Here is a 22,541-nt window from a genome sequence, read left to right on the forward strand (position 1 = left end):
CTTTTACACTACACTCCTAATCCAAGAAGTCCTCGCAACCGCGAGGACTTTTTCGTATTCCTAGTTACATTGCATGTAAAAAAAATTGCACTTAAATTTTTCGCATGTTTATTTGTGTATATTATTAAAATGAAGGAGTGTCTTTATGTTGTGCTGCTTCCGTAGAATTTGGGTGCTGTTTATTTGTTTGGTATTGGTGACCTCTTTTGCTGATGCTAGAACCATCACGTACATATTGAATGGTGGAACGAATCATCCGGATAATCCAACAAGCTATGGCAATGAAATCACTAAAAAAATCGAATTAAAGCCTGCTACACGTGAAGGCTATGCTTTTTTGGGATGGTATATCGAGTCTGCTAGTGCATGCACTGTTAGCCCGAATTTGAATTTTGAGCGTTCTTTTAAAGGGGATCCGGAATCATATATTTCTCATATTCTCGGTGACTTTACGGTCTCGGCAAGATGGGGACTTGTTCCCAAAACGCCGCAAATAGATGAACGTGGCTGTTATTTAATCCACTCTGCCGAGGAACTTTATGGACTTAGAGATGTTTTTTATGTTGATGGCCGGTATTCTATCGTTGATCCCGTGTGTGTCTCTCTCCAAAATGACATTGTTGTGAACAAGAATCTTTTGGATGCAGAAGGGAATCTATCTTTAGATGATTATGTGTGGTGGCCGAGTTTGAACTTCTTTGGAACGTTTGATGGCAATGGTTTTTCAATATCGGGCTTGAGAGGCGAAGGGGGCTTGTTTGATTTTTTGGAACGCAGAAGTGTCGTGAGAAATTTGGGAATCAAAGACTCCTATTTTTCTGCGAATACGGCTGGCGGCTTAGTCGGAACGGTTGATTGGGAAACTTGGATATATAATGTTTATTCTGAAGCGTCTGTTCATGGAACTCAATATGCAGGGGGCTTGGTTGGAAAAGAAGTTATAAGTGAAAATTGTGTTTTGACTGCTCCAGCAATATCGGCGGACTATGTTCATGTTCTGGATAGAAAACGCTCCAATGCGTCTTCGATTGAGAACGCTTATAGTTTAGGCATTGTCGAAGGTGGAACTGTTGGTGGAATCGCTGCTAGCATGAATCAAGCTGTTTTGAATAATGTCTTTTTTCTCGGAAAACTGCAGGGCTTGAAATCGGACTGCATCGTTGCTGTAAAGGAACCTGTTTGCTCTGCGGGTGATTCTGTTTTTGTGATAGAAAACGCCTTGTGCATGGATTCCAAGGATACTTCTGTTTCAAAAGCGACTTCGCTAAGCAAAGAACAATTTGCTGATGGAACGGCGTTGAATATTTTGTCTAAGAATGACGATTTGCGATGGACTCAAAAAATCGGTACGGATCCGCATCCCGTTTTCGATGGGGTAAAAGTCGAAATTCGTTATGTTTTGAATGGCGGCGAGAACAATGAAAAGAATCCTCGTTATTTTACGGTTGGCGACAAGCCGATCGCTTTAAGTGAACCGCATAAGGCGAACGATGTGTTTGAAGGTTGGTTTTTGGATAGCGCCTTTACAAATAAAGTGGATTCCATAGATACAAGGAATCTCGATGATAGAATCTTGTATGCAAAATGGAAAAGCCGTTTTATTATCACTTTAGAGATGGGACTGTATCGTGGCTCTTATGACAGACAATACTGTTATGGTTTGTGTAAAATTGAATGGTCAACGGATTCATCAACGTTTGTTTTAGAAAAGGCGTATTCTGATGGATATACTTTTGACGGCTGGTATGTGGATTCTCTCTTCACGAAAGAAATTAAAGAAATTCCTGAAGATAATACAGATGATATCACCGTGTATGTCAAGTGGAAACCTGTCGTATATACGATTACGTATCACCTAGTTGGTGGTGTAAATCATCACGATAACCCGACAACTTATACGGTTCTCGAAAGCCCCAAAGTAAAAGATCCAACTCGTGAGGGTGCCGTATTTTTGTCTTGGCGGGTAGAAAAACCTTATGAATGGGCGAATCCGACTTGGCCGGAACCGCCTACTAATAGAGATTATTATGCACAGTGGATTCCTGTTCCGCAAAAACCATTAAAAGATTCAACAGGGTGTTATCTAGTTACCTCAAAAGAGGAATTGTATTGGATTGAACAATCCGCCGACAGAAAATGGTGTGCGTCTCTTCAGAACGATATTGTTGTCAATGAAAACATGATAAAGGATTCTAAACTGAATCTTGATACAAATAGTTATTTTGTTTGGAGACCGATAGCGTATTTTGAAGGAAAATTTCTGGGGAATGGACATTCCATTTCTGGTTTGTACCTAAAGTCCGGTGATGGGTATGAATCGTATGATGCGTACAAATATGGGGGACTGTTTAAATCTGTTCAAAGGGATGCAAAAATCTTTAATGTAGAAGTAAACGACTCGTATTGTGATGGCCTTGTAGAGCATCTGGTTATTGCCTCGGTCGTTAATAATAAAATTGCTCTTCCGAAAATATTGCCGAAAAGCACTTGGCGTATTGCCGTAAGTGGAAACGTTGTCGCCATGTCAGGGCTAATGCCGGGCAAGACACTCCTCGTGATGGATGTCCAGGGGAGAGTTCTTCGCAAGTTGCGTACGGAATCTTCGATGAATATCGATTTTCCCAGTGCAGGAAGGTTCTTAGTCCGTTACGGGAATGAAATTAGGGCTATTTCTATCCGATAAATCGAATTGTAAAAATCATAAAACAGAAAAAGCTCCAAACTGAAAGTTTTCGCTCCGCGAGGACTTTTTTGTCATGGAATACCTCTTTCGTCTCTCGTCTGTAGGGGCGAAGTCCCGTTCTCTCGTCTAATTTATGTTACCGAAAATAAACATACGTTGCGACTTCTACAATGCGTTGTTAGAGTAACCAACGTGTAATTATTTTTTTCAGAATTGAAAAAACTAGTTTTATTATTTTTAGCGTGGGTTATACGGCCTGGAATAAGAAAAATGGGTGATTTTCGCCCAAATCCGAAATAAAAAAGCGGATTGTATTTTTTTTGTTAGTCCATTATTTACAAAAAAGCGAGTGTGAAAAGCCTGTTTTTAAGTAGATTTTGGGTGAACAGGCGAAAAAAAGAATTAATTAACGGAGTTATTATGCTTGACCTTCTTGCTGTCCAGTCCAGCTCAACAAACGCAACGATTATTACGCTTGCATACACCTTGATCCTCGCATTCGTCCTCTCTTCGACAATTGCATGGACCTACGAAAAGACGTTCCTCGGACTTTCGTACTCGCGAAACTTTGTGCAGGGCATCGTGCTCAGTGCTGTTGTCGCTGCCATGGTGATGCAGGCTATCGGCGATAACGTTGGCCGTGGTCTTGGCATGATGGGCGCTCTCTCGGTTGTCCGCTTCCGTACGAGCTTCAAGGATCCGCGCGATATCATGTTCATCTTCGCCGCTCTCGGCGCCGGTATCGGTTGCGGTGTTTACGCCTGGGGTGCTGCCGTCGGTGGAACGATCGCTTTCAGCTGTGTCGCATTCCTCCTCTCTCGCACAGGTCTTGGCACCAAGCACTTCTTTGACGGCATGCTCCGCTTTGCCCTCCCGAACGAACCGAAGGTCCGTGGCCAGGTTGAAGATATCATGAAGGGCAACTTAAAGACGTTTATTTTGATCACGATGCGCGAAGTCGATGGCGGTGCCCGCTTGGATGTCGCCTACCAGATCCGCCTCCGTGCGACAAAGCCTGCTGCCGAAATCCTCACGATGCTTTCGAAGATCGAAGGCATTTCGGATGTCCAGTTCATGATGCAAGACGCAACGACGGAAATGTAAGGAGGTTTGAAAAATGAATAAGCTCGAAGATCTTCTCGACAATTTCTGGAATACCCACAAGAACAATGCGGGTGTCGCTTACGTCTATACCCACAAGCTTTCTATTGCTTGGATTCTCTGTGTGCTCTTTGCCGTGATGCTTGGCTTTATCTACCAGGGCAAGGCCGCCATGTTCCGTGGCATTGCTGAATCTAGCGAAACGATTATCAGCCTCCCGTCTCCGACCGAAATCGTCAAGATTTACGTGGTTCCGGGCCAGGAAGTCAAGCCGGGCGACACTATCGTGGTTATCAACCGTCCGGACCTCACGCTCCGCGTTGCCGAACTCACCCGTGAACTCGACGCTCTCGAAGGCCGCAGCAACTTGAGTTCTGCCGAAATCGACCAGAAGGTGGCCGAAGTCAAGGCTAACCTCGAATCTCGTCGCCTCACACTTTTGGCTGAAATTCGCAACCTCGAAACGGAATACGAAAGCAACAAGGCTATTTCTGCCAAGCTCAAGAGCCTCTCGAACTCCAAGTCCAAGGCCGATGGCAACGATGCCATGGCTATGCGCATCAAGAGCCTCAAGAACGAACTTGCTGTTGCAACCAGGAGCGCCAACGAACAGATTGCCCTCCTCCGCGGCAGCAACAAACTCCAGAAGTCTAGCGGCAAGACCGAAGCTGCAAACATCCGCAAGGAACTCGCCGAACTTCGCAAACAGCAGAAGGAACTCACTCAGATTGCCAAGGAAAACTGGGTTGTCGGTGATGTGAATGTGCGCGATGGCGAAAAGGTCTCTAGCTTTGCCCCTATTGTGACGCTTGCCCACAAGTCCCCGACGCTTATCCGCGGCTACATCAACGAACAGATTTACGAAAACACTAACCTCGGCGAAGCCGTGAAGGTCACCTCTCTTACCGGTAAGGGCAAGGCCGTGATTGGCGAAGTGGTTGGCCTTTCGAGCCGCATCGTGCCGTTCCCGACCCGCATGTGGAAGATGCCCGAAATTCCAGTCTACGGTCGCGAAGTGACCATAAAGATTCCCGAAGAAAATATGTTCTTGCTTGGCGAAATGGTGACCATCACCGAAACGAGCAAGCGCAACTTGGAAAAGCAGCAACAGAAGGCTAAGAAGTAAATGAAAAAAGTAACGCTAATAACACTGGGGCTTTCCGCAGCTGTTTTTGCACTCCCCCTCAATTGGGAGATGCTTATCGAATCCGCTAAGGCAGATCCGAGGTATGAGGCTGCCGCAAAACGCGCCGAGGCAACAGCGAAAGAACGCAACCTCAAGCTTTGGGACAAGGTGGAACTCCGCTACCAGATGGACGGCTTTAGCTTTGCCAAGCACGACTTTGAACTTCGCGTGACTCCGCAAGCTTTTGGCGAACGCGCTGCCGACAAGGCACACTATGAGGCCGTTAAGAATTACCAGCAGGCTACTTTTGCCGTTGAACGTTCAATCCTCCTTTACGACCGTTACGAACGCGGCGTGCGCTATGTGCTTCGCCAGAAGATTAACGAAATCAACAAGCAGCTTTTGCAGGTTACCCAGGACCGTATCGAGGTTCTCCACCTTAAGTCTGGTTCTGCTTCGTTCAATGCCGAAGACTTGATGACTTCACTCGAAAAAAGCGCCTCGCTTAAGGCAAATCTGCTTTCGGACAGCACGGCGCTCCGCGATGCCGAACTCAAGATGTTGAGCTGGGCTCCGGATTATGACAACGTTGCCTTGGATTCGTCGTTCCTCCCGTCGATGGAAGAACTTGCCGAATTCTTGAAGAATGGCGTGACTGTTGACGAAAACTTCCCGCTCGTGGCTCTCGCCAAGGGCAAGCGCGATTCCGATATTTCCAAGGCTCAGCAGGACGCCAGCAAGGACCGCAACTACATTTCTCATGTCGGTATTGGCTATTCGCTCCAGATTGAATCCTTGATGGAAAAGTACAAGGACTTGAATTGCACAGATGTGTTAAAGCCTGAATACCAAAAATATCAAGGGGAACTCTTCCAGAAGAGTGGTGATTGTGTGGCAGACCCGAATGCCATGATTCGCAAGCTTGTTCCGGAACAGGACAACCGTAAGACTTCAGACAAGTTCTTCCTGAATCTCGCTTTCCGCTTGCCGTTCTTCGACAGCAATAAGGATGCGTCGCTCCGCGAACAGGTCGAAAAGCTTGATGCTGAAAGCAAGTACTTGGACGAAGTCCGCGAAGTGAACCAGAAGGTCGCCCGCCTCACCGAAGAAGTCCTTACGCTTATCGACCAGTGGAAGGTCTTGAAGGACTATGCCGAACAAGTGAACGCCAGTGGCTTTATGGAACAGTTTGCGCACAAGGCTGGTTCCGACCCGCTCCTGCTCCTCCGCGCCCGCGAAAGCGCTCTCGAAAGCGACTTGAAGGCTGCAAAACTTGAATACGATATCTTCGTTCGATATTTGGCTTTGCTGGATTACTCCGGCGCGCTTGCCCGTGAGGATGTCGTGAACCATCTTCGTGAAGGAATCAGGTAGTTTATGGCTGAAGCCCGTGGATTTAGTCTTCTTGAACGCTTCGAACTGAAGTACCATATCCCCGTCGAATGGGCGGACCGGATTGGTGCGTTCTTGGCGCCGTACTGCGAAGAAGACTACTATTCCAAGATTACTCCGGGTGGATTCTACTGGATTACGAACCTTTACCTGGACTCTCCGACGTGGACGTTCCTTGGCTGGAAAAAGAAACAGCTCCTGGACCGTTTCAACATGCGTATCCGCACGTATGGCGAACACCCGGCCCAAGATGGTACGTTCCACTTCGAGTGCAAACGCAAGATTCGCAACATCTGCTACAAGAGCCGTGCGACGATCAAGGGAATCAACCCTGGTGAAGTCTGGCACATGAAGCCCGAAGAATGGCCATGCAAGGGCGAAAAAGACCGCATGTACCTCAAGGACTTTTTGTACAAGACGGAACTCCATAACGCCCATCCGCGACTCCTCACGCAGTACAAACGCCGCGCCTGGTTCGGGCTCCGTGAAGAGTATTCCCGCGTGACGATTGACACGGGCATGCGCTTCCGCGAAGAGAACGGCTTTGACTATACCGTGGATCCGCACTACATGCACTCCACGGGACTCCCGCGATTCTTCCAGCCGGGTGCCGATGCTGTGCTCGAACTCAAGTGCCCGGCCGCACAGATGCCGTACTGGATGTTCGACTTGATTCGTGCATTGAATTTAAAGCATGGAGCATTTTCCAAGTTCGGAAATGCCGCTGCGGAATGGAAAAGGGTTTACGAAAATCCGCGTCGATTCAAGAGTCCGTACTGGACTTCTCTCGCCGGAAATTTCTAACATAGGTTTAAACAATTAAATAAGGAAGGCGCTCATGAATACTAAAAAATGGCTTGCCGTTGGCACTTGTGCTTCTATGCTCGGCATGTTTTCAGCCTGCTCCGATGAAAAAAAGAATCCCGTCATTCCGGATGATCCGGAATCGAGCAGCTCTGCGGAAGTAGTTCCGAATAGCAGTGGCGAAGTCAATCCGAATTCTTCTTCGGTAACAACGGCTTCTTCGTCGTCTGTAACAAATTTGATGTCTTCCAGTTCGAATCCCGAGGATACTATCCTGGATTCGAATGCTACCTATATGGGCGTTTCCGAAATCATGTACAATGCGCCAGGTGGCTCTGTATTGGAGTGGGTTGAAGTCTACATCAAGAACGGCCCGGATCTGACCAACATGCAGTTGAGCAATGTTCGTCTGGATGGTGCCGTCTCGTTCGCTTTCCCGGCTGAATCTTTGAAGAAAGACGAATATGTTATCGTCACTAATGATGTGGCTTTGTTCAAGCAGACTTATCCGAGCTTGCCTGCCGGCTGCCGCGTGTTTGGCCCGTGGGGTAAGGATCCCAAGACCAACGCCGTTGCAAAACTTGTGAACGAAGGTGATGTCGTTGATGTCAAGGTTAGGGGCGAAGGTGACGTGAGCGCTGCCTTTAGTAGTAATCCGCCTTGGCCAAGCCTTGCAGATGGCAAGGGTCGTACGCTTGTCTATAAAGGCTCGGGCAACGAAGCTGATCCGACTTCCTGGGGCGCAAGCGCTGTTGAAAACGGTAATCCGTGTGTCGGTGGTGACAAGGTTATCGATGGTTCGACCGTTCGCCTGAATGAAATCAAGCCGTATGACATTAATGCTACAGAAAATAAGGACGGCTGGATAGAACTTTACAACATTGGCTCTGCTCCTGTCGATGTTGCCGGTTGGGAACTTGAATCCAAGCTGAAAGGCAAGAAGTGGACAATCGGTGGTGCAAATACGGTTGTTCCTGCCAATGGCTACTTGCTCCTCGAAGCGAGTGCGACCGTGTTTGGCGAAGGTCTTTTCCTGAGCGACAATGGCGATGACATTTATCTGTACGAAGCCGCAGCCGGTGTCCGCACGGGTAAGGAATCGAGCTTGCTAATTTCTGCGGGTAAGCAGTCTAGCGGTGTTGTTGAAGTTGCTGGCTCTGTTGCTCAGGGCGCTATGGCCACTGAAACGCCGGGTGCTGCAAACTCCGCACTCAAGGCTGGCCCGATTTTCATCAGCGAAATTCATTATCACGAAAATGAACAGGACCTCAAGGATCTGGAATTCCTGGAACTTGTGAACAAGGGTGCTACTGACGTTGCCTTGGTTGAAAGCGTCAATAATACTCCGCAGGGCTGGAAGATTGAAGGCATCAATATGGAATTTGTTTCGGGCGATGTCATTCCTGCCGGTGGCAAGATGGTCCTGTTCGATGATTCCCTGAAGGCTTATGAAGCACAGCTTCGCGATCGTTATTCCATCGATGCTGCTGTTCCTATTCGCTTCTATGCGGGTAAGCTCTCGAACCGCGGTGAAACGGTCGCTGTCAAGAAACCGTATTCTTACGTGACGAAATCCGATGGTACAAAGCAGTGGTATTATGAACTTTCCGATGCGACACTTTATAGTGACCGCTGGCCGAACATGTATGCTGCCGATGGTAAGGGCATGAGCCTCAACCGCAAGGACTTCACCACGATGGGCTACGGTTATACTGCTTGGGAAGTTAAAGCTCCGACTCCGGGCAAATAAACTAGACTGAAAAGTCCCGAAAACGGCCTTTTTTGAATTTTAAGCCAAAAGTTCCGACATTTTGTCGGAACTTTTTTTATTACTTGAGTGGATTGCGCCGTTTTGGAATTGCTGCTGTTGACGTCTTTTTGTATTATTATTGTAGTTATGAAACGGTACTTTGCTTTTATTCTCAGTGGTTGCGTGGCTGCTAATGCGACAGCTCTTTCTTTGCAGGATGCGCTGGACATGGCCATGGCTAATAATTCAAAAATTAAGGCAGAAAAGGCTAAAGTGGATATTGCTGAAAGCGGCAAGGACGAAGCTTTTGCCCGTTTCCTTCCAACGGTGAGTCTGTCTGCAGGCATCACTAAAATCGACGATCCCATCAATATCGATCTTGGGCGCATCCAGCAGCCTCTAACTGATATTGCGGGGGCCGCTGCCTACTCGAAGGCTTATCTGGCAACGTACAACGGCGCCTATGCCAAAGCCTACCAGGAAGCCTTGACTCAGGCTAAGAGCGCGGGACTGGATGACAAAACCGCAAAAGCCGCTGTGGATGCCAAGGCCGCTGAAATCTGGAAAGGCGTTGTCAACAGCAAGGACGCTAATGACGCTGCCATGCAGATGGCGGAGAGCAAAGAGAAGGAATCTTCGGATAAAATCAAGAACTCCGATTTCAACATGAAAGTGCAGGACGACTGGTTCTTTAATGCCCGTCTCACTGTTGTGTGGCCGATCTTTACCGGTCTCAAGATTTATTCCGCTTACGATGCCGCCAAGGAAAATGTGAACGCGCGCAAGGCCGAATTCGAAATGGCGCAGAATACGGTCCTCATGGATGTCGCGACCAAGTACTTTACGCTCCGCCTGTGCGAAGAGCTTGTTGTGATGCGCGAATCGACCAAGAGAGACCTTGCGGAACATCTCGAACGCTCCAAGAAGCTTGAAGAAGGTGGCCAGATCAGCAAGACCGAGCGCCTCCGCGCCGAAGTGGCCCTTGCCGAAGCCGAGAACGCTTATGAAGATGCTCTCCGTGACCAGTCCTTGGCCCGCATGGCTCTTGCAAGCCTCTTGCATACGGATACAAGCCTCACGGCGACGACCCCGGTGGAAGCACCTGAAGGGGTTCGACCGATGGAAGAATTCAAGCAGCTGGCTATAGAACATCATCCGGGACTCCGTCAATTGCGCATCGAGCGCAAGCGCAACCAGAATGCCATTAGCGCTGCCCGTGCCGACTATTTCCCGACAATCGCTCTGTTTGGCTACAAGGAACTTTATACTAAGGATTTGACGCTTCTCGAACCGGAATGGGCGGTTGGCGCCAAGTTGCAGTGGGATATTTTCAAGGGTGGCGACACCCGTGCAAAGGTAAGCTCTGCAAAGGCCATGGACCGTTCCTTGGGGAGCCTCGAAGAAGAGACTATTGACAACTTGAAGCTCCTTGTTGAAAAGCGCTGGCGCGAACTGGAACACGCAAAGGGAAGGCTTTCGAGCCTTGTCAAAACGCGTGAGCTTGCAGTTGAAGCTTTGCGTAGCCAGAACAAGGCGTACGAAGCAGGTCTTGCGACTGGTCTAGAAGTGGTGGATGCTGAACTCGCACTTTCCCGCTTGCAGGTCGCTGACATCAAGGCTCATTACGATGCCGTTATTGCTTGGCTTGGACTCCTTGAAGCCGCCGGCGAAGTTTCCACCGCAGGGAATGTCCTTGTGTCCAAGCAGCTTGTTGTTGAAAAACCTGTCGCTGCTTCGACAAGCTCAGCAACCGAGTCCGCGGAATCCGCGACAGACGCTCGTCTTTCTGAGCAGGGCGAAGGATCTAGTGAAGCGTCTGATGCAACTCGTCATCCTGAGCAGGGCGATATACGAGACTTGGGGCTTCAGCCCCTTAGTGGAGTTAGGTTCGAAGGAGCAGGATCCAGTGAAGTCTCGGCTGAACAGAATTTAGAAACGGAGAATAAATAATGAACGCATTAAAGATGATTGGAAAAGTTGTTGTAGTACTTGCCTTGATAGTGCTTGTCATTATGGGCATCTCCCAGCTTCAACAGTTTGCAACGCAGCCGCGAGAACAGTTCTTGCAGGGCCAGATGGAAGCAAGGCGTGTTCTTGTGGCCGGAAAGGTGCCTGGGCGTATTGAACGCTTGTATGTGCACGAAGGCGATGTAGTCTACAAGGACTCCTTGATTGCCGTGATCAGCAGTCCTGAAATTGAGGCCAAGAAAATGCAGGCCCGTGGTGCCCTTGGGGCTGCAAAGGCCCAGGCAAGCAAAGCCCGTAATGGTGCCCGTAGCGAAGATATTGCAGCCCTTAAGGCTATGGCCGATCGCGCACAGGAAGCCGCAACGCTTGCCAAGAACACTTACAACCGTGTGCAGAAGCTTTACAACGAAGGCGTTCTTCCGCTCCAAAAGCGCGATGAAGCCGAAACGCAGATGAAGGCTTCACAGTCCGCAGCTGATGCGGCTCGCGCTCAGTACAACCAGGCTGTTGCTGGTGCCCGCAGCGAAGACAAGGCAGCTGCAAACGCTCTCGTGATGCAGGCCAAGGGTGCCAACGCCGAAGTCGATGCCTACCTTGAAGAAACCAAGATCCGTACGCCGATCACGGGTGAAGTTTCTCTCAAGCTTGCCGAAGAAGGCGAAGTCGTTGGCTCTGGCATGCCGATCATCGCTGTGACGGACTTGAGCGATTCCTGGGCTGTGTTCCACCTTCGCGAAGATTATCTCAAGAATGTCTACAAAGGTAAAAAGTTCAAACTTCATATCCCGGCACTAGACAGGGATGCTGAAATGACCGTAAGCTACATTGCTTCTGTTGGCGACTATGCGACATGGCGTAGCTCTAAGGAAAGCTCTGGCTTCGATCTTAAGACTTTCGAAGTTCGCATGCGCCCGGTAGAAAAAGTTCCTAATCTCCGTCCGGGCATGAGCGTCCTGTTCCCTGTCGAAGCGTTCAAGTAATACTCGGATAGAGGTTTGTTGTCGTGCTGAAAGGTCTTTTAAGGACAATCGGGAAAGTTTACTTTGGCCACAAAATTGTTTTGTGGATGATTCTTACTGTGCTCCCCGTAGGCGTCTCCGTTTTTATGCTGGAGATGTTCTCGTCCGAAATTGTACAGCATGTACCGATAGGTGTGCTAAAGCAAGATAAAAGCTTACTTGCGGATCGTCTTGAAAGGGCGCTTGAAGCTAGCCCTGTACTTGACATAAAAATGAATTGCCATGACATGAATGAGTGCGAACATGCTGTCATACGTGGCGATTTGCAGACTTTTATCATAATCCCGACCGAACTTGAACGTCGTGCTTTGCGCCTTGAAGCTCCTGTAATTCCGGTTTATTCTAGTGGCCAGAACTACCTTACGAACATGTTTGCTACAAAGGAAATTCGAGCGGTCATTACGGATGTGGGTGCAAAACTTTATACAGCATCTTTTGAAGATCCGATTAAGACCGAAATTCATTCTGTAGGGAACATCGAAGGCAATTATCAGGGATTCTTGGCACTTGGGCTTGTTTCTGCAATGTTTCACCTGGCCGCGATGCTTGTGGCCGTTTATGTGGGGTCGTTCCCGCTTCGCGATCGCCGCGTAAGAGAGCTTTATCACAGTGCGGAAGAATCTTGGGTGACTCTGGGGACGGCCCTGTTTATTCCGATGATTGTAATACTTTGGCTTGAATACATGGGCTGCTATGCTTATACGCACCGTATGCTTATGCCGATGGGCTTTAATGAATTTGTCCTGGTTTCTGTAGCCCAGCTTTTGATGGTGGTTTGCTGTGTCGGTGCCGGCATGACATTTGTGGGTGTGACTGGCGTGATGCGTATTGCAACAGGTGTTGCCGGCGTGATCGGCGGCCCTGCCTTTGCTTTTGCCGGTCAGACGTTCCCCGTGATGGCGATGCCGTTTGCCGTGCGTTGCTTTGCGTTTGTGCTCCCGCTGACGCATGTGCTTCGTGTGCAGTCCATGATGCTTCTTGGGGATGTCGGCATGGCTGAATCCTGGGAAGTAATTAAGCTTATGGGAGGGATGGCGATATTTTGGGCGCTTCTTGGATGCTTCACGATTTCATATCGCTGGAAATACCGATTGGAGCATGCTTCTATGTTGCCCGTGATTGTTGATGAAACTCCCATTGACGTTGAACGTGCTTTACAGGAAGCTCGTAAGCAGTATCAGGAGGCGAAAAAATGATTAGTCGTCTTTTGAAAGTGACATTGACTGAATGGAAGCTGTTTGTAACGGATCCAGCTGCGGTGCTGTTGCTTGTGGTTGCGGGAATCCTTTATGCTTTCTACTATCCGACCGCGTATGTGAACCAGACTGTTTCCCGTGTGCCTGTTGCCATTGTGGACTTGGATCATTCTGCAAAGTCCCGTGAACTTACAAGAATGGCCTCGGCAACGCAGCAGGTCGAAGTTAAGGCTGTCTATAATGACATTCTTGAAGCTGAAACAGCGATGGCTCGTGAAGATGTTTTCGGGTTTATGGTCATTCCCGAGAATATGGAAAAGGATTTGTTGAAAAAGAAGCCGACGACCATAAACATCTTTACGCATGGCGCCTATGTGATGTTGCATGGAACTATTGGAACGGCTTTTTCAACATGCGCTTTGACAGTTGGTGCTGTAAGCAAGGTCAAGGCAATTGCGCTCAGTAAGCACGTGCCTTCGGCGAAGGCTATGGCCATGCGCGACCCAATTCCGATATCGGTCCAGACGTTGTTTAATAATACAGGTAGCTATTCTAATTACGTTGTTCCGAGCGTACTTGTGATCATTTTGCAGCAGTCCCTGATTATCGGTATTTGCATTATGGGTGGCGCCCGTGGGCATCGCAGATTCCGCAAGAACAACCGTTACTCGGCTGTAGAAAATGAGAGCATGCCTTATCGCTACTTAGGGCGTTCTCTTGCGTATTTCTTGCATTATTGCTGCTTCATTTTGTTCTATCATTGCTTTATTTACAATCTTTTTGATTTCCCGCGTCGTGGAGAACTTTTGCCGATGACCGTATTTGCAGTCGTATTCCTTGCGTCGGTTATCAACTTTGGCATGTGCCTCTCGCAGGTCTTTTTGCATCGTGAATCAAGCATGCAGCTGTTTCTCAATCTTTCGATTCCGATACTTTTCCTTGCGAACTTCAGCTGGCCGAGTTATTTGATGCCTGGCTGGATGGTGTGGCTTTCGTATGTCCTCCCGAGTACGTTTGCTGTGCCGGCGTGGCTCTCGATTGAACAGATGGGTGGCGACATTTACGATGTAGCGCCAAAGCTATACTTGCTTGCTCTTCAGGCTGTTATTTACCTAGTGCTTGGAATGATTCTCACGCATTTCCGTGACCGGACTCATTTTAAGACTGGTGATATGTAAAAATCGGCGATAACAAGCATGAAAAGAGTGACGAAGTCACAGACGCTTTCGTCATTCTTTTTGTAAATTGAATAATGAAAAATGAGGCCAATGGTCATTAGTCCATAGTCATTAGAATTAATGATTTATAACCAATAACTATTGACCAGTAACTAATTACTAATAACCACTGACTAACAACTAATAACTATTATGATGTTCGATCCTTTATACATGATGATTCTCGTGGTGACGCTCGTGCTTTCGGGCGCCGTTTCCCTGTTGGTCAAGACGCGTTTTGCCGCTGGCCAAAAAGTTGCGATTTCTAGCGGCCTCACCGGTGCCGATGTCGCCAAGGCGATCCTTATGGAAGCGGGCATTACCGATGTGAAAATCCTTAAGCACCAGGGGTTCCTTTCGGACCATTACAATCCGCTGAACAAGACGCTCAACTTGTCACCCGAAGTCTATTCTGGCCGTAATGCGAGTGCCGCAGGCGTTGCCGCTCACGAAGTCGGTCACGCCATCCAGCATGCTGAAGGCTATTTCCCGCTGTGGTTGCGTTCTGCCATTGTGCCTGCCGCAAATATCGGTTCTAATCTTGGACCGTGGCTTGTGATTATCGGCATTATGCTGATGGGCATGGGCAAGGCTCTTGGACACTCTCTCGCGGTTGTTGGCGTAGTGCTCTTTGCACTTGCGACGCTCTTTACGCTTGTGACCGTGCCTGTAGAATTTGACGCTTCTGCCCGTGCCAAGAAGGCTCTTGCACGCATGGAAGTTGTAGCCGCAGGTCGCGAATACAATACCGTCTCGGGTGTGCTTTTTGCCGCAGGCCTTACGTATGTCGCGGCTGCAATTTCTTCTATTTTGCAGTTGCTCTACTGGGCGTACCGCGCGGGGCTTCTCGGCGGCCGCAACGACGATTAACGGTCAATTTGTCATTCCGGACTCTAATCTCTTTGACTACTTGCTGTTTTGCTGCTTAGTAGTCATGATCCGCGAATGGGGACAGAATCTCCTTTAAGCCTCGCTTCGGTGGGGCTTTTTTTCTTTTTTGCCGAAAAAGTGATATCTTTATAAAGAGAGGACTTTTTTCTGGGGAGCAATAAAGTATGACTGAAGAAGTTGAAAAAATCAATTTGGATGATTATGTCGCGACGGGGGAGGGGGCAACGGCAATTTCGTACACGCACAAGACTCGCGATACGATTGCGAAACTTTACCATCCCGGATTCGAAGCGGACCGTGCTAAAGCGGATTTCTTGACGTCATGTACTGTTTTTGAATTGGGTATTCCTACTCCAAAGCCAATCCGCTTGGTGACGGATGGTGAACGTTATGGTGCTGAATATGAGCTTATCAGGAATAAACGTTCGTTTTCGAGAATCATTTCACAGGAACCAGAGCGGCTACAGGAACTTTCTTTGACGTTTGCCGAGATGGCGAGGAAACTGCATTCGACGAAAGCGGATACGACGAAGCTTGTGTCTGCAAAGGAAAAATTCCGTCGCTTTTATCTTGAAAAGGATTTGGTTCCTGACTTCTACAAACAAAAGGCTCTGGAGTTTATCGAAAAAGTTCCCGATACACCAAATTGCGTTCATGGAGACTTGCAAATCAGCAATGTCATTACCGATGGAAAACGTACGCTTTGGATTGATATGGGCGATTTCTGCTATGGTGAACCAGGCTGGGATTTGGGAATGCTATGGAGCATGACGAATAAAATGGATGAGCAAAAGGCGGATCTTGTTTTTCATATGAAGCAAGAAGAGCTTAAGGCTCATTGGAATATATTCTTCCCTGCTTATTTGGGAACGACTGATCCGCAGAAAATATCCGAAGCCACGAAACGGATTTTGCCGTTCGCCGCCGTCAAGATTCCCTATATGTATGACATAGCAAAACATTTCCGGTTGCCGGATAAAGCATTTCCGTATCTTGCGAAATTGTTTGGATAAAGTTATGTCTTTTTGCATATAATTTGTATCAAAATGCGCAACTAGTTAACAATAGTTTCTATTTTATATAAATAGAACGGAGTTGCGCAATGGGATTCGAATTTGGTGTGCTGAAACGGGAAGAGCTAAAAGAGGCTGTGGAACTTTCTTTTAGAGCCTATGAATACTATGAGTACTTTTTAAATTTTTTCCCAGATCTGGAAATGAGGCGCAAGGTGATACGTTCTGTTCTGTACGGAACGTGGCAAACGATTTTGCAAAAGTCCCATTTCTTGATCGCTAAAGTCGATGGGAAAGTTGTGGGCTTGGCCGTGCTTGAAGATCCGTGCTACAGGAGACCATCGGATTTGCAGTTCCTGCTTCATGGCTGGTGGAAAGTCTTTTTTAACGCTGGAATAAAGCGCGTAAAAAACTGGATTGATATGGATGAATCTGCCGGGAAACCTTGTCACGATTATCAGCACAGTGGCGAAAATATTTGGTATTGTAGTTCACTGACGGTGGACCCGCCATTTCAGGGCAAGGGCGTTGGTACACATCTTGTTGCTTTTATGGAAGAATACATTCGTGAACACGGAGGTAAGCAGCTGACGTTGTTCACAAATTCAGAGAAAAATCTTGCGTTTTATAAGAATCGCAAATTTGAAGTTTTTGATGAATGCGACATCGCAGTCCGAGATGGATTGAAAATGAGAAGCTGGAGCGTGAAGAAAACGCTTTAGTCTGTCATGAAAAATTAATCTTTACCGGCTCCGTAGACAACGGGGCCTTCATCGTCATCATCATCGTCGCCGTGCTCGGCGAGGTAAGCCTGGTATTCTTCGTCTGTCATTCCGCCTTCTTCATCTTCGGGCATGAAGGATTTGCGCTCGGACTTTTTCGCAGGCTTGTTTTCTGTTTGCTTTTCCAGATTCGCCGGAGATGTTGCGGGCTTTTCGGGAACTGCCGCGGACTTTGATTCTTCTTTGCGGCTGGCGCGGGCGCTGCGGTTCAGGTAGGCGATGTATTCCTCGTCCGTCATTTCGTTGCCGAAACTGTAAGAGGAATAACGGTCTTCTTCTGGTTCGGGCGAACCGTAAGAGGACGTGCTGCGAGAATCTGCGTAAGTTGGCTGAATGTTGTTTGAATGCGCCGAGACTGATGCGGATTGTTTGTCGCTAGACTGTGCGGATGTTGCGGCGGATTGTGTGTCGTTTGACTGCGCGGAACTTGCGTTGTTGTAGAAAGCCTGGGCCTTCTGCATAAAGGCGGCAAACTCCTCGTCGCTCATCTGCTGGACGGATTGCTCGTTCAGTTCCTGGATGTCGTTGATTGAACTGTCTTCCTTGACGTTTGTGCTGCAGGAATCGCCGTAAATTGTATTGCTTGAAATGCTTGCGCTATTGGAATTGTCCGCGATTTCTTCGGTCTCGTCTACAGGCTCAAATGTGTGGGCGCGTTCTTCTGAATCGTCATCATCGTTAGCGCCGAATTCAGGGATCGAACTCTTGCTAAGCACAGGGGCTTCGTCTTCGAAGCTTGACGATTCAAATGTCGGAATGTCAGCGCTTTCCAAAATTGCGGACTGCGTGGAATCTTGGTTCGAAGTTGCGGCATCTTCGCTAGTGGATGCTTCTGCGGACTGCGCGGGAACTTGGATTGTTGACTGCGCTGCTTCAGTTGTGGATGGCACGGATTCTTGATTCGGTGCAGTTTCTGCACTTTCTGGAGTTGTGGGCTGCTGTGCATCCCCAACGGGTGCGCTTGCAGCCTGCTGCGCACCTTCGGCGGCGTCAGCTTCCGCAATCATGTCGGCAAACGGATTGTCCTGCACTTCGGAAATATCTTCGCGACCTTCCAACATCGCGTTGAGGTCTTCTTCGGTGACGTTCCTGCCGCGTTCCGTCCAAAGCACGGCTTCGCGCATCGTAGCGGCAAGGTCGCCCACGCTCTTTTCCTTGGAACGCGCGATTGCCTGGCTGCGGATTGTTTCCACAAGCCCCGCCTTGACTTCGGGATCCTTGCTGAAGAACACAGTCTCGTGCGCCATTTCATCGGCGTACTCGGGGTTGTTCTTCTTGCGGTAAATCCAGATTGGTCCGAAAAGTTCACTCTGACGGAAAACGATATCGTCCGTCTTGATCATTTCAAGCATAGCCATGAACGTCACCGCCGCGACAATCGGGTGCGAATCGTTGTCGAGCAAGTCTTCAAAAAGCGCACGTCCATGCACGTTCAAAAAGTTGTTGATCGCCTGCTGACGGTCCTGAATCGTCACGTAGTCCAATTCAATGTGGTGGATCGTCTCGGAAATCTTTGTCTTTAAGCTCTTTTGGTAAGCGCGGAAAAGCTGCCAGATGTTCGCGTCGGCAAGCGTGTCGTCATCGCTCTGTGTCTTTTCGAGGCGCCCACGGGAATACGTTCCGAAGTTCTTCGCTTCCATTTCCTGGAGACCGCTTGCCACCTGCTTGAAACGCTGGTATTCCAACATTTCTTTCATGAGTTTTTCGCGGTCTTCGTTGTATTCCTCTTCCATCTCCGGATCGCGTTCTTCGGCCGGGAGCAGTTCCTGCACCTTGAGCGCCATCAGGCGGCTTGCCATAAACAAGAAGTCGCCCGCCTTGGAAAGGTCTGTTTCGGAATACTCGTTCACCCACTTGAGAAAGTCGTCCGCGATTTCCGCAATGGGAATCTGGTCGAGCGTCATTTCCTTTTTCTGAACGAGATAGACGAGCAAATCCATCGGCCCGTTAAACGAACCGATTTTCACCTCGTAGTCATCTTGTTCAAGAACTTCGGAATCAACCATTTGGGCTGAAATATAGAAATTAGATGGGAGGAGATTGGGGGAATTGTTGCCTGCTATTACGGAAATGAACCACAAATAGAAAGTTCATAGGAATGTTCACAGAAAAAGCGTGGATGTCGCAATTTGCGATTTCCATTTTTTTTTCGTCACTTACTAACCAAAAGACCATTTCCCATGGTGTGGGAATGTAAGTAGATGTGTTTAGGTGATTGTTTGTTCTTTTGTTTGCTTTATCTAGCGTTTTTTTATATAAATTTAGAGTGGTTGATAAAATCTAAAAACTCATGGCTGTATCTATTGATTGTGGTAATAAAAATTTGATTAATTTATTTAAGAGAAATCGTTGACCCCGTTTTATAAGTATGTTCGTTTTAATAGTTTTATTGTTTGTAATATTTGCTGTTTTTTACGTAGTTCGCCGGAGACGACTTGCTAAAGAATTTGAAGAAAAAATAAAGAGCTTCATAGAAGTCTGTGATTCTTTTTTCGTAGAATTTGATGGAATCTTTAATCACTATATTGAAGATGCAGAAAGGGACGTTTTAATTTTTAAATATAAAGCGCTATATCATGAGTTGCAAAGATATAGTGGTATTCCGTCAAAAGTTGATGATTTTGTAAAGTTAGAAGATTTTAAGAAGAAGTATAAGGATTTCCCGAGGCTTGTCTTAGAATCAAATGTGGACATCAAATGCCAAAAGCTTTTAATCAAAGTTGAATTATTTTTTATTGAATTCGACGGATTGTTTAAACATTATATTCACGATACTGAAAGAGATACTTTCATTCTAAAATATCAGGCTTTGTATTTTGAATTGTTAGAGTGTAGTCGTATTTCTTCAAAAGTAAAAACTTATGTAAAACTAGAAGAATTTAGAAGAAAATACGAAAATTTCTCAAGACTTGTTTTAGAATCAAATGCAGAGATTAAACGTAAAGAAAATCTCAAGTTGCTTTTGCAGTTTGTGAATATTTTTTTTGATGAACTTGATTTCTTGACTAGTCGTTATGTTACAGACTCTGATGGAAAAATATTTTATCAGAAATGGAAAAAATTGTCTCAAGATGTTGCTATTTGTAATTTGAATGTGAATGATGAAGAGTATGGGAAAATAAGTCATTTTGAAATAATCTATGATGATCTTTTTAATTATTTAGAAAAAGCGAATAAATCGTTTATTGAACAAGAATCCCAAAAGTATGATTCCCTATTTTCCAACATAGATGGAAAGTCTTTGGATATGCAACAAAGAGAAGCGATCATAACTGATGAAGATAGAATTCTTGTGCTTGCCGGAGCTGGTAGTGGAAAAACTCTTACGATTGCAGGCAAGGTAAAGTATCTATGTGATGTAAAGAACATAAGTCCAGAAGATATACTCCTTATTTCGTTTACGAAAAAATCAGCTCAAGAAATGACCGATAGAATTCAGGGAAAGTTGGGTATCCCTGTGAAATCGACTACTTTTCACAAATTGGGTCTTGATATAATCAAAAGTGCTGATGGAAAAAGACCCGACGTTCTTGATGAATCTCTCTTTAATAAATTTATACATGATTTTTTTGAAAAAGATCTTGTAAATTATCCTGAATTGGTGAAAAGTTTAATTGAGTATTTTGCGTACTATATTGATATCCCTAAAAATATGGAAGATTATTCGTCGTTGGGCGAACTGTATGAGGCTGAAAAGAGTGTAGACTTAGAAACGTTAAGATCAAAATATGACCAAGAAAGATATATCCATGAAGAAAAAATAGAGAAAGCGCAGAATCATACAACGTTAAAAAATGAAAAAGTTAAAAGCCTCGAAGAAGTTCAAATCGCAAATTTCTTTTTTCTGAATGGTGTTGATTACGAATATGAAAAGCTCTATCCGTTTGAAAGTCAGGATCCTTTGCGAAAGGGGTATAAACCGGACTTCTATTTGAAAGATTATGATATTTATTTGGAACATTTTGGAATAACAAGAAATTATACTGTTCCGTGGCTTTCACCTATTGAAGCTCAAAAATATTTAGATGGAATTGATTGGAAAAGAGAATTTCATAAGCAGAATAATACCAAGTTGATAGAAACCTATTCATACTACAATTCTGAAGGAGTGCTTTTACAAAAACTTGAAGAGATTTTGAAACAAAATGGCGTTATTCTGAAATCACGAGATTTCATGGATGTTTTCAATACTGTTTATGCGACCAAAACGAATAAGTATTTCTCTGAGTTTGTAAAGTTATGTGGAACTTTTATTGTACTTTTTAAGTCTAATAATTATACGTTAGAAACGATTGATGATTGGAAAGATTGGTTTTCGTTGGAAGAGAATTGTTTCTCGAAAAGAAGAAGCTATACCTTTTTAAATATAATAAAAGTAGTATTAGAAGAATATCAAAAATACTTAATAGTAAATAATTCAATTGACTTCTCGGACATGATAAATAATGCAACTGAGGATGTTAATAATGGTTGCGAAATTTCTCCGTATAAGTATGTAATTGTTGATGAATATCAGGATATCTCGAAGGCGAGATTTAATTTGTTAAAGGCGATTGTCGATAAAACAAAAGCGAAATTATTCTGTGTAGGAGATGACTGGCAATCTATATATCGATTTGCCGGTAGCGATATTTCATTATTCACCGATATTGCAAAGTATTTGGGAAAAACGAAAATACTGAAGATCGAAAAAACGTATCGTAATTCGCAAAAGTTAATTGATGAAGCTTCGCATTTTGTCTTGCAAAATCCACTCCAGCTCAAGAAAAGTTTACGCTCTGATAAAAAGCTGGATTATCCTCTTGTTTTTTGGGGTTTCGATGATAATCCGAGAATCGCATTGCAGGCGGTAATCAATAAAATTGTTTTGGATTTTGGAACGAACGCGTCTATTTTACTTTTGGGACGAACAAATTACGATATAGAAATTGCAAAGAATACTGGATTATTTCGAGTAGCTTGGAAGAACGGTGTGGAAACGTTAGAATACATTCAAAATCCGATGCTGCCAATACAATTCCTTTCTGTTCACAAATCAAAGGGCTTGGAAGCGGACAATGTTATTCTTCTGAATTTTAGAAATGACAAGCTCGGTTTCCCGAATCAGATAATTGATGATCCTGTCTTGAATTTTGTTCTTACAAATGCAGAAGATTACAGATTTGCGGAAGAACGCCGTTTGTTTTATGTTGCTATTACTCGAACAAAAAATAGAACCTATGTCCTTGTGGACAACAAGAATCCATCGTCTTTTTTCAAGGAATTTTCAGAATCTACATCAGTGTTCTTTAAATCAACAGGAAGACGAACAAGCGAAAGACAGACAAAATGTCCAGTTTGCAAAACGGGAGACTTGTTGAAAGTTGAGCATGACGGAAAAACTTTTGTGGGGTGCTCTAATTTTCCGCGGTGTCACTATACACAAAGAGACGTAACTATTTTATCAAGTCCTAAAATATGCCCTGCTTGTGGAGGGTTCCTTATAAAACGCAGGGGCTACAATGGACATTATTTTGTAGGATGTTCTAATTATCCTGCTTGCGAATATAAGGAAAGGTTGATTTGGAGCGAGTTTGTCAATTGATTGTTTTTTACTAAC

General features: G+C 45.9%; 15 protein-coding genes. 14 read left to right on the forward strand and 1 reads right to left on the reverse strand.

What is annotated here, in order from left to right; all coding sequences use genetic code 11:
- The first annotated feature begins 145 nt into the window (after positions 1-145).
- The 13 genes from B7990_RS07360 (at position 146) to B7990_RS07420 (ending at position 16,882) form a co-directional block, all read left to right on the forward strand.
- A complete protein-coding gene (locus B7990_RS07360) occupies positions 146-2,683 on the forward strand; it encodes an InlB B-repeat-containing protein (protein WP_088640347.1) in 2,538 nt (845 codons plus the stop codon).
- A gap of 420 nt (positions 2,684-3,103) precedes the next feature.
- Positions 3,104-3,787: a DUF4956 domain-containing protein gene (locus B7990_RS07365; RefSeq protein ID WP_088640348.1), complete on the forward strand. Its 684-nt coding sequence runs from the start codon at positions 3,104-3,106 to the stop codon at positions 3,785-3,787.
- Between the two features lie 13 nt (positions 3,788-3,800).
- The gene (locus B7990_RS07370) at positions 3,801-4,910 is read left to right on the forward strand and encodes an HlyD family secretion protein (protein WP_088640349.1); all 1,110 of its coding nucleotides are present in this window, start codon (positions 3,801-3,803) and stop codon (positions 4,908-4,910) included.
- Positions 4,911-6,284: a TolC family protein gene (locus B7990_RS07375; protein ID WP_088640350.1), complete on the forward strand. Its 1,374-nt coding sequence runs from the start codon at positions 4,911-4,913 to the stop codon at positions 6,282-6,284.
- 3 nt (positions 6,285-6,287) lie between these two features.
- On the forward strand, positions 6,288-7,106 hold the full coding sequence (locus tag B7990_RS07380; protein ID WP_088640351.1) for a polyphosphate polymerase domain-containing protein: 819 nt from the start codon (positions 6,288-6,290) through the stop codon (positions 7,104-7,106).
- 34 nt (positions 7,107-7,140) lie between these two features.
- Entirely contained in the window at positions 7,141-8,856 is a 1,716-nt protein-coding gene (locus B7990_RS07385; protein WP_088640352.1) for a lamin tail domain-containing protein, read from the forward strand.
- A gap of 147 nt (positions 8,857-9,003) precedes the next feature.
- Positions 9,004-10,806: a TolC family protein gene (locus B7990_RS07390; protein ID WP_254917384.1), complete on the forward strand. Its 1,803-nt coding sequence runs from the start codon at positions 9,004-9,006 to the stop codon at positions 10,804-10,806.
- Entirely contained in the window at positions 10,806-11,804 is a 999-nt protein-coding gene (locus B7990_RS07395; protein ID WP_088640353.1) for an HlyD family secretion protein, read from the forward strand. Before B7990_RS07390 ends, B7990_RS07395 begins: the two co-directional genes overlap by 1 nt.
- A gap of 86 nt (positions 11,805-11,890) precedes the next feature.
- Positions 11,891-13,039 (forward strand): ABC transporter permease, encoded by a 1,149-nt coding sequence (locus B7990_RS07400; protein ID WP_254917385.1) that lies wholly within the window; start codon positions 11,891-11,893, stop codon positions 13,037-13,039.
- Positions 13,036-14,217 (forward strand): ABC transporter permease, encoded by a 1,182-nt coding sequence (locus B7990_RS07405; protein WP_088640354.1) that lies wholly within the window; start codon positions 13,036-13,038, stop codon positions 14,215-14,217. Before B7990_RS07400 ends, B7990_RS07405 begins: the two co-directional genes overlap by 4 nt.
- A 192-nt stretch (positions 14,218-14,409) precedes the next feature.
- The gene (locus B7990_RS07410; RefSeq protein ID WP_088640355.1) at positions 14,410-15,126 is read left to right on the forward strand and encodes a zinc metallopeptidase; all 717 of its coding nucleotides are present in this window, start codon (positions 14,410-14,412) and stop codon (positions 15,124-15,126) included.
- 185 nt (positions 15,127-15,311) lie between these two features.
- A complete protein-coding gene (locus tag B7990_RS07415; RefSeq protein ID WP_088640356.1) occupies positions 15,312-16,160 on the forward strand; it encodes a TIGR02172 family protein in 849 nt (282 codons plus the stop codon).
- 89 nt (positions 16,161-16,249) lie between these two features.
- Entirely contained in the window at positions 16,250-16,882 is a 633-nt protein-coding gene (locus B7990_RS07420) for a GNAT family N-acetyltransferase (RefSeq protein ID WP_088640357.1), read from the forward strand.
- A 14-nt stretch (positions 16,883-16,896) separates the two neighbouring features.
- On the opposite strand, the gene B7990_RS07425 is transcribed toward B7990_RS07420, so the two are convergent.
- On the reverse strand, positions 16,897-18,948 hold the full coding sequence (locus tag B7990_RS07425; protein ID WP_088640358.1) for a segregation/condensation protein A: 2,052 nt from the start codon (positions 18,946-18,948) through the stop codon (positions 16,897-16,899).
- A 362-nt stretch (positions 18,949-19,310) separates the two neighbouring features.
- On the opposite strand from B7990_RS07425, the gene B7990_RS07430 reads away from it, so the two are divergent.
- Positions 19,311-22,526, forward strand: coding sequence for a UvrD-helicase domain-containing protein (locus B7990_RS07430; protein WP_088640359.1), 3,216 nt, complete (start codon positions 19,311-19,313; stop codon positions 22,524-22,526).
- Positions 22,527-22,541 lie beyond the last annotated feature (15 nt).

This window comes from Fibrobacter sp. UWB4, assembly GCF_002210345.1.
Taxonomy (GTDB): Bacteria; Fibrobacterota; Fibrobacteria; order Fibrobacterales; family Fibrobacteraceae; genus Fibrobacter.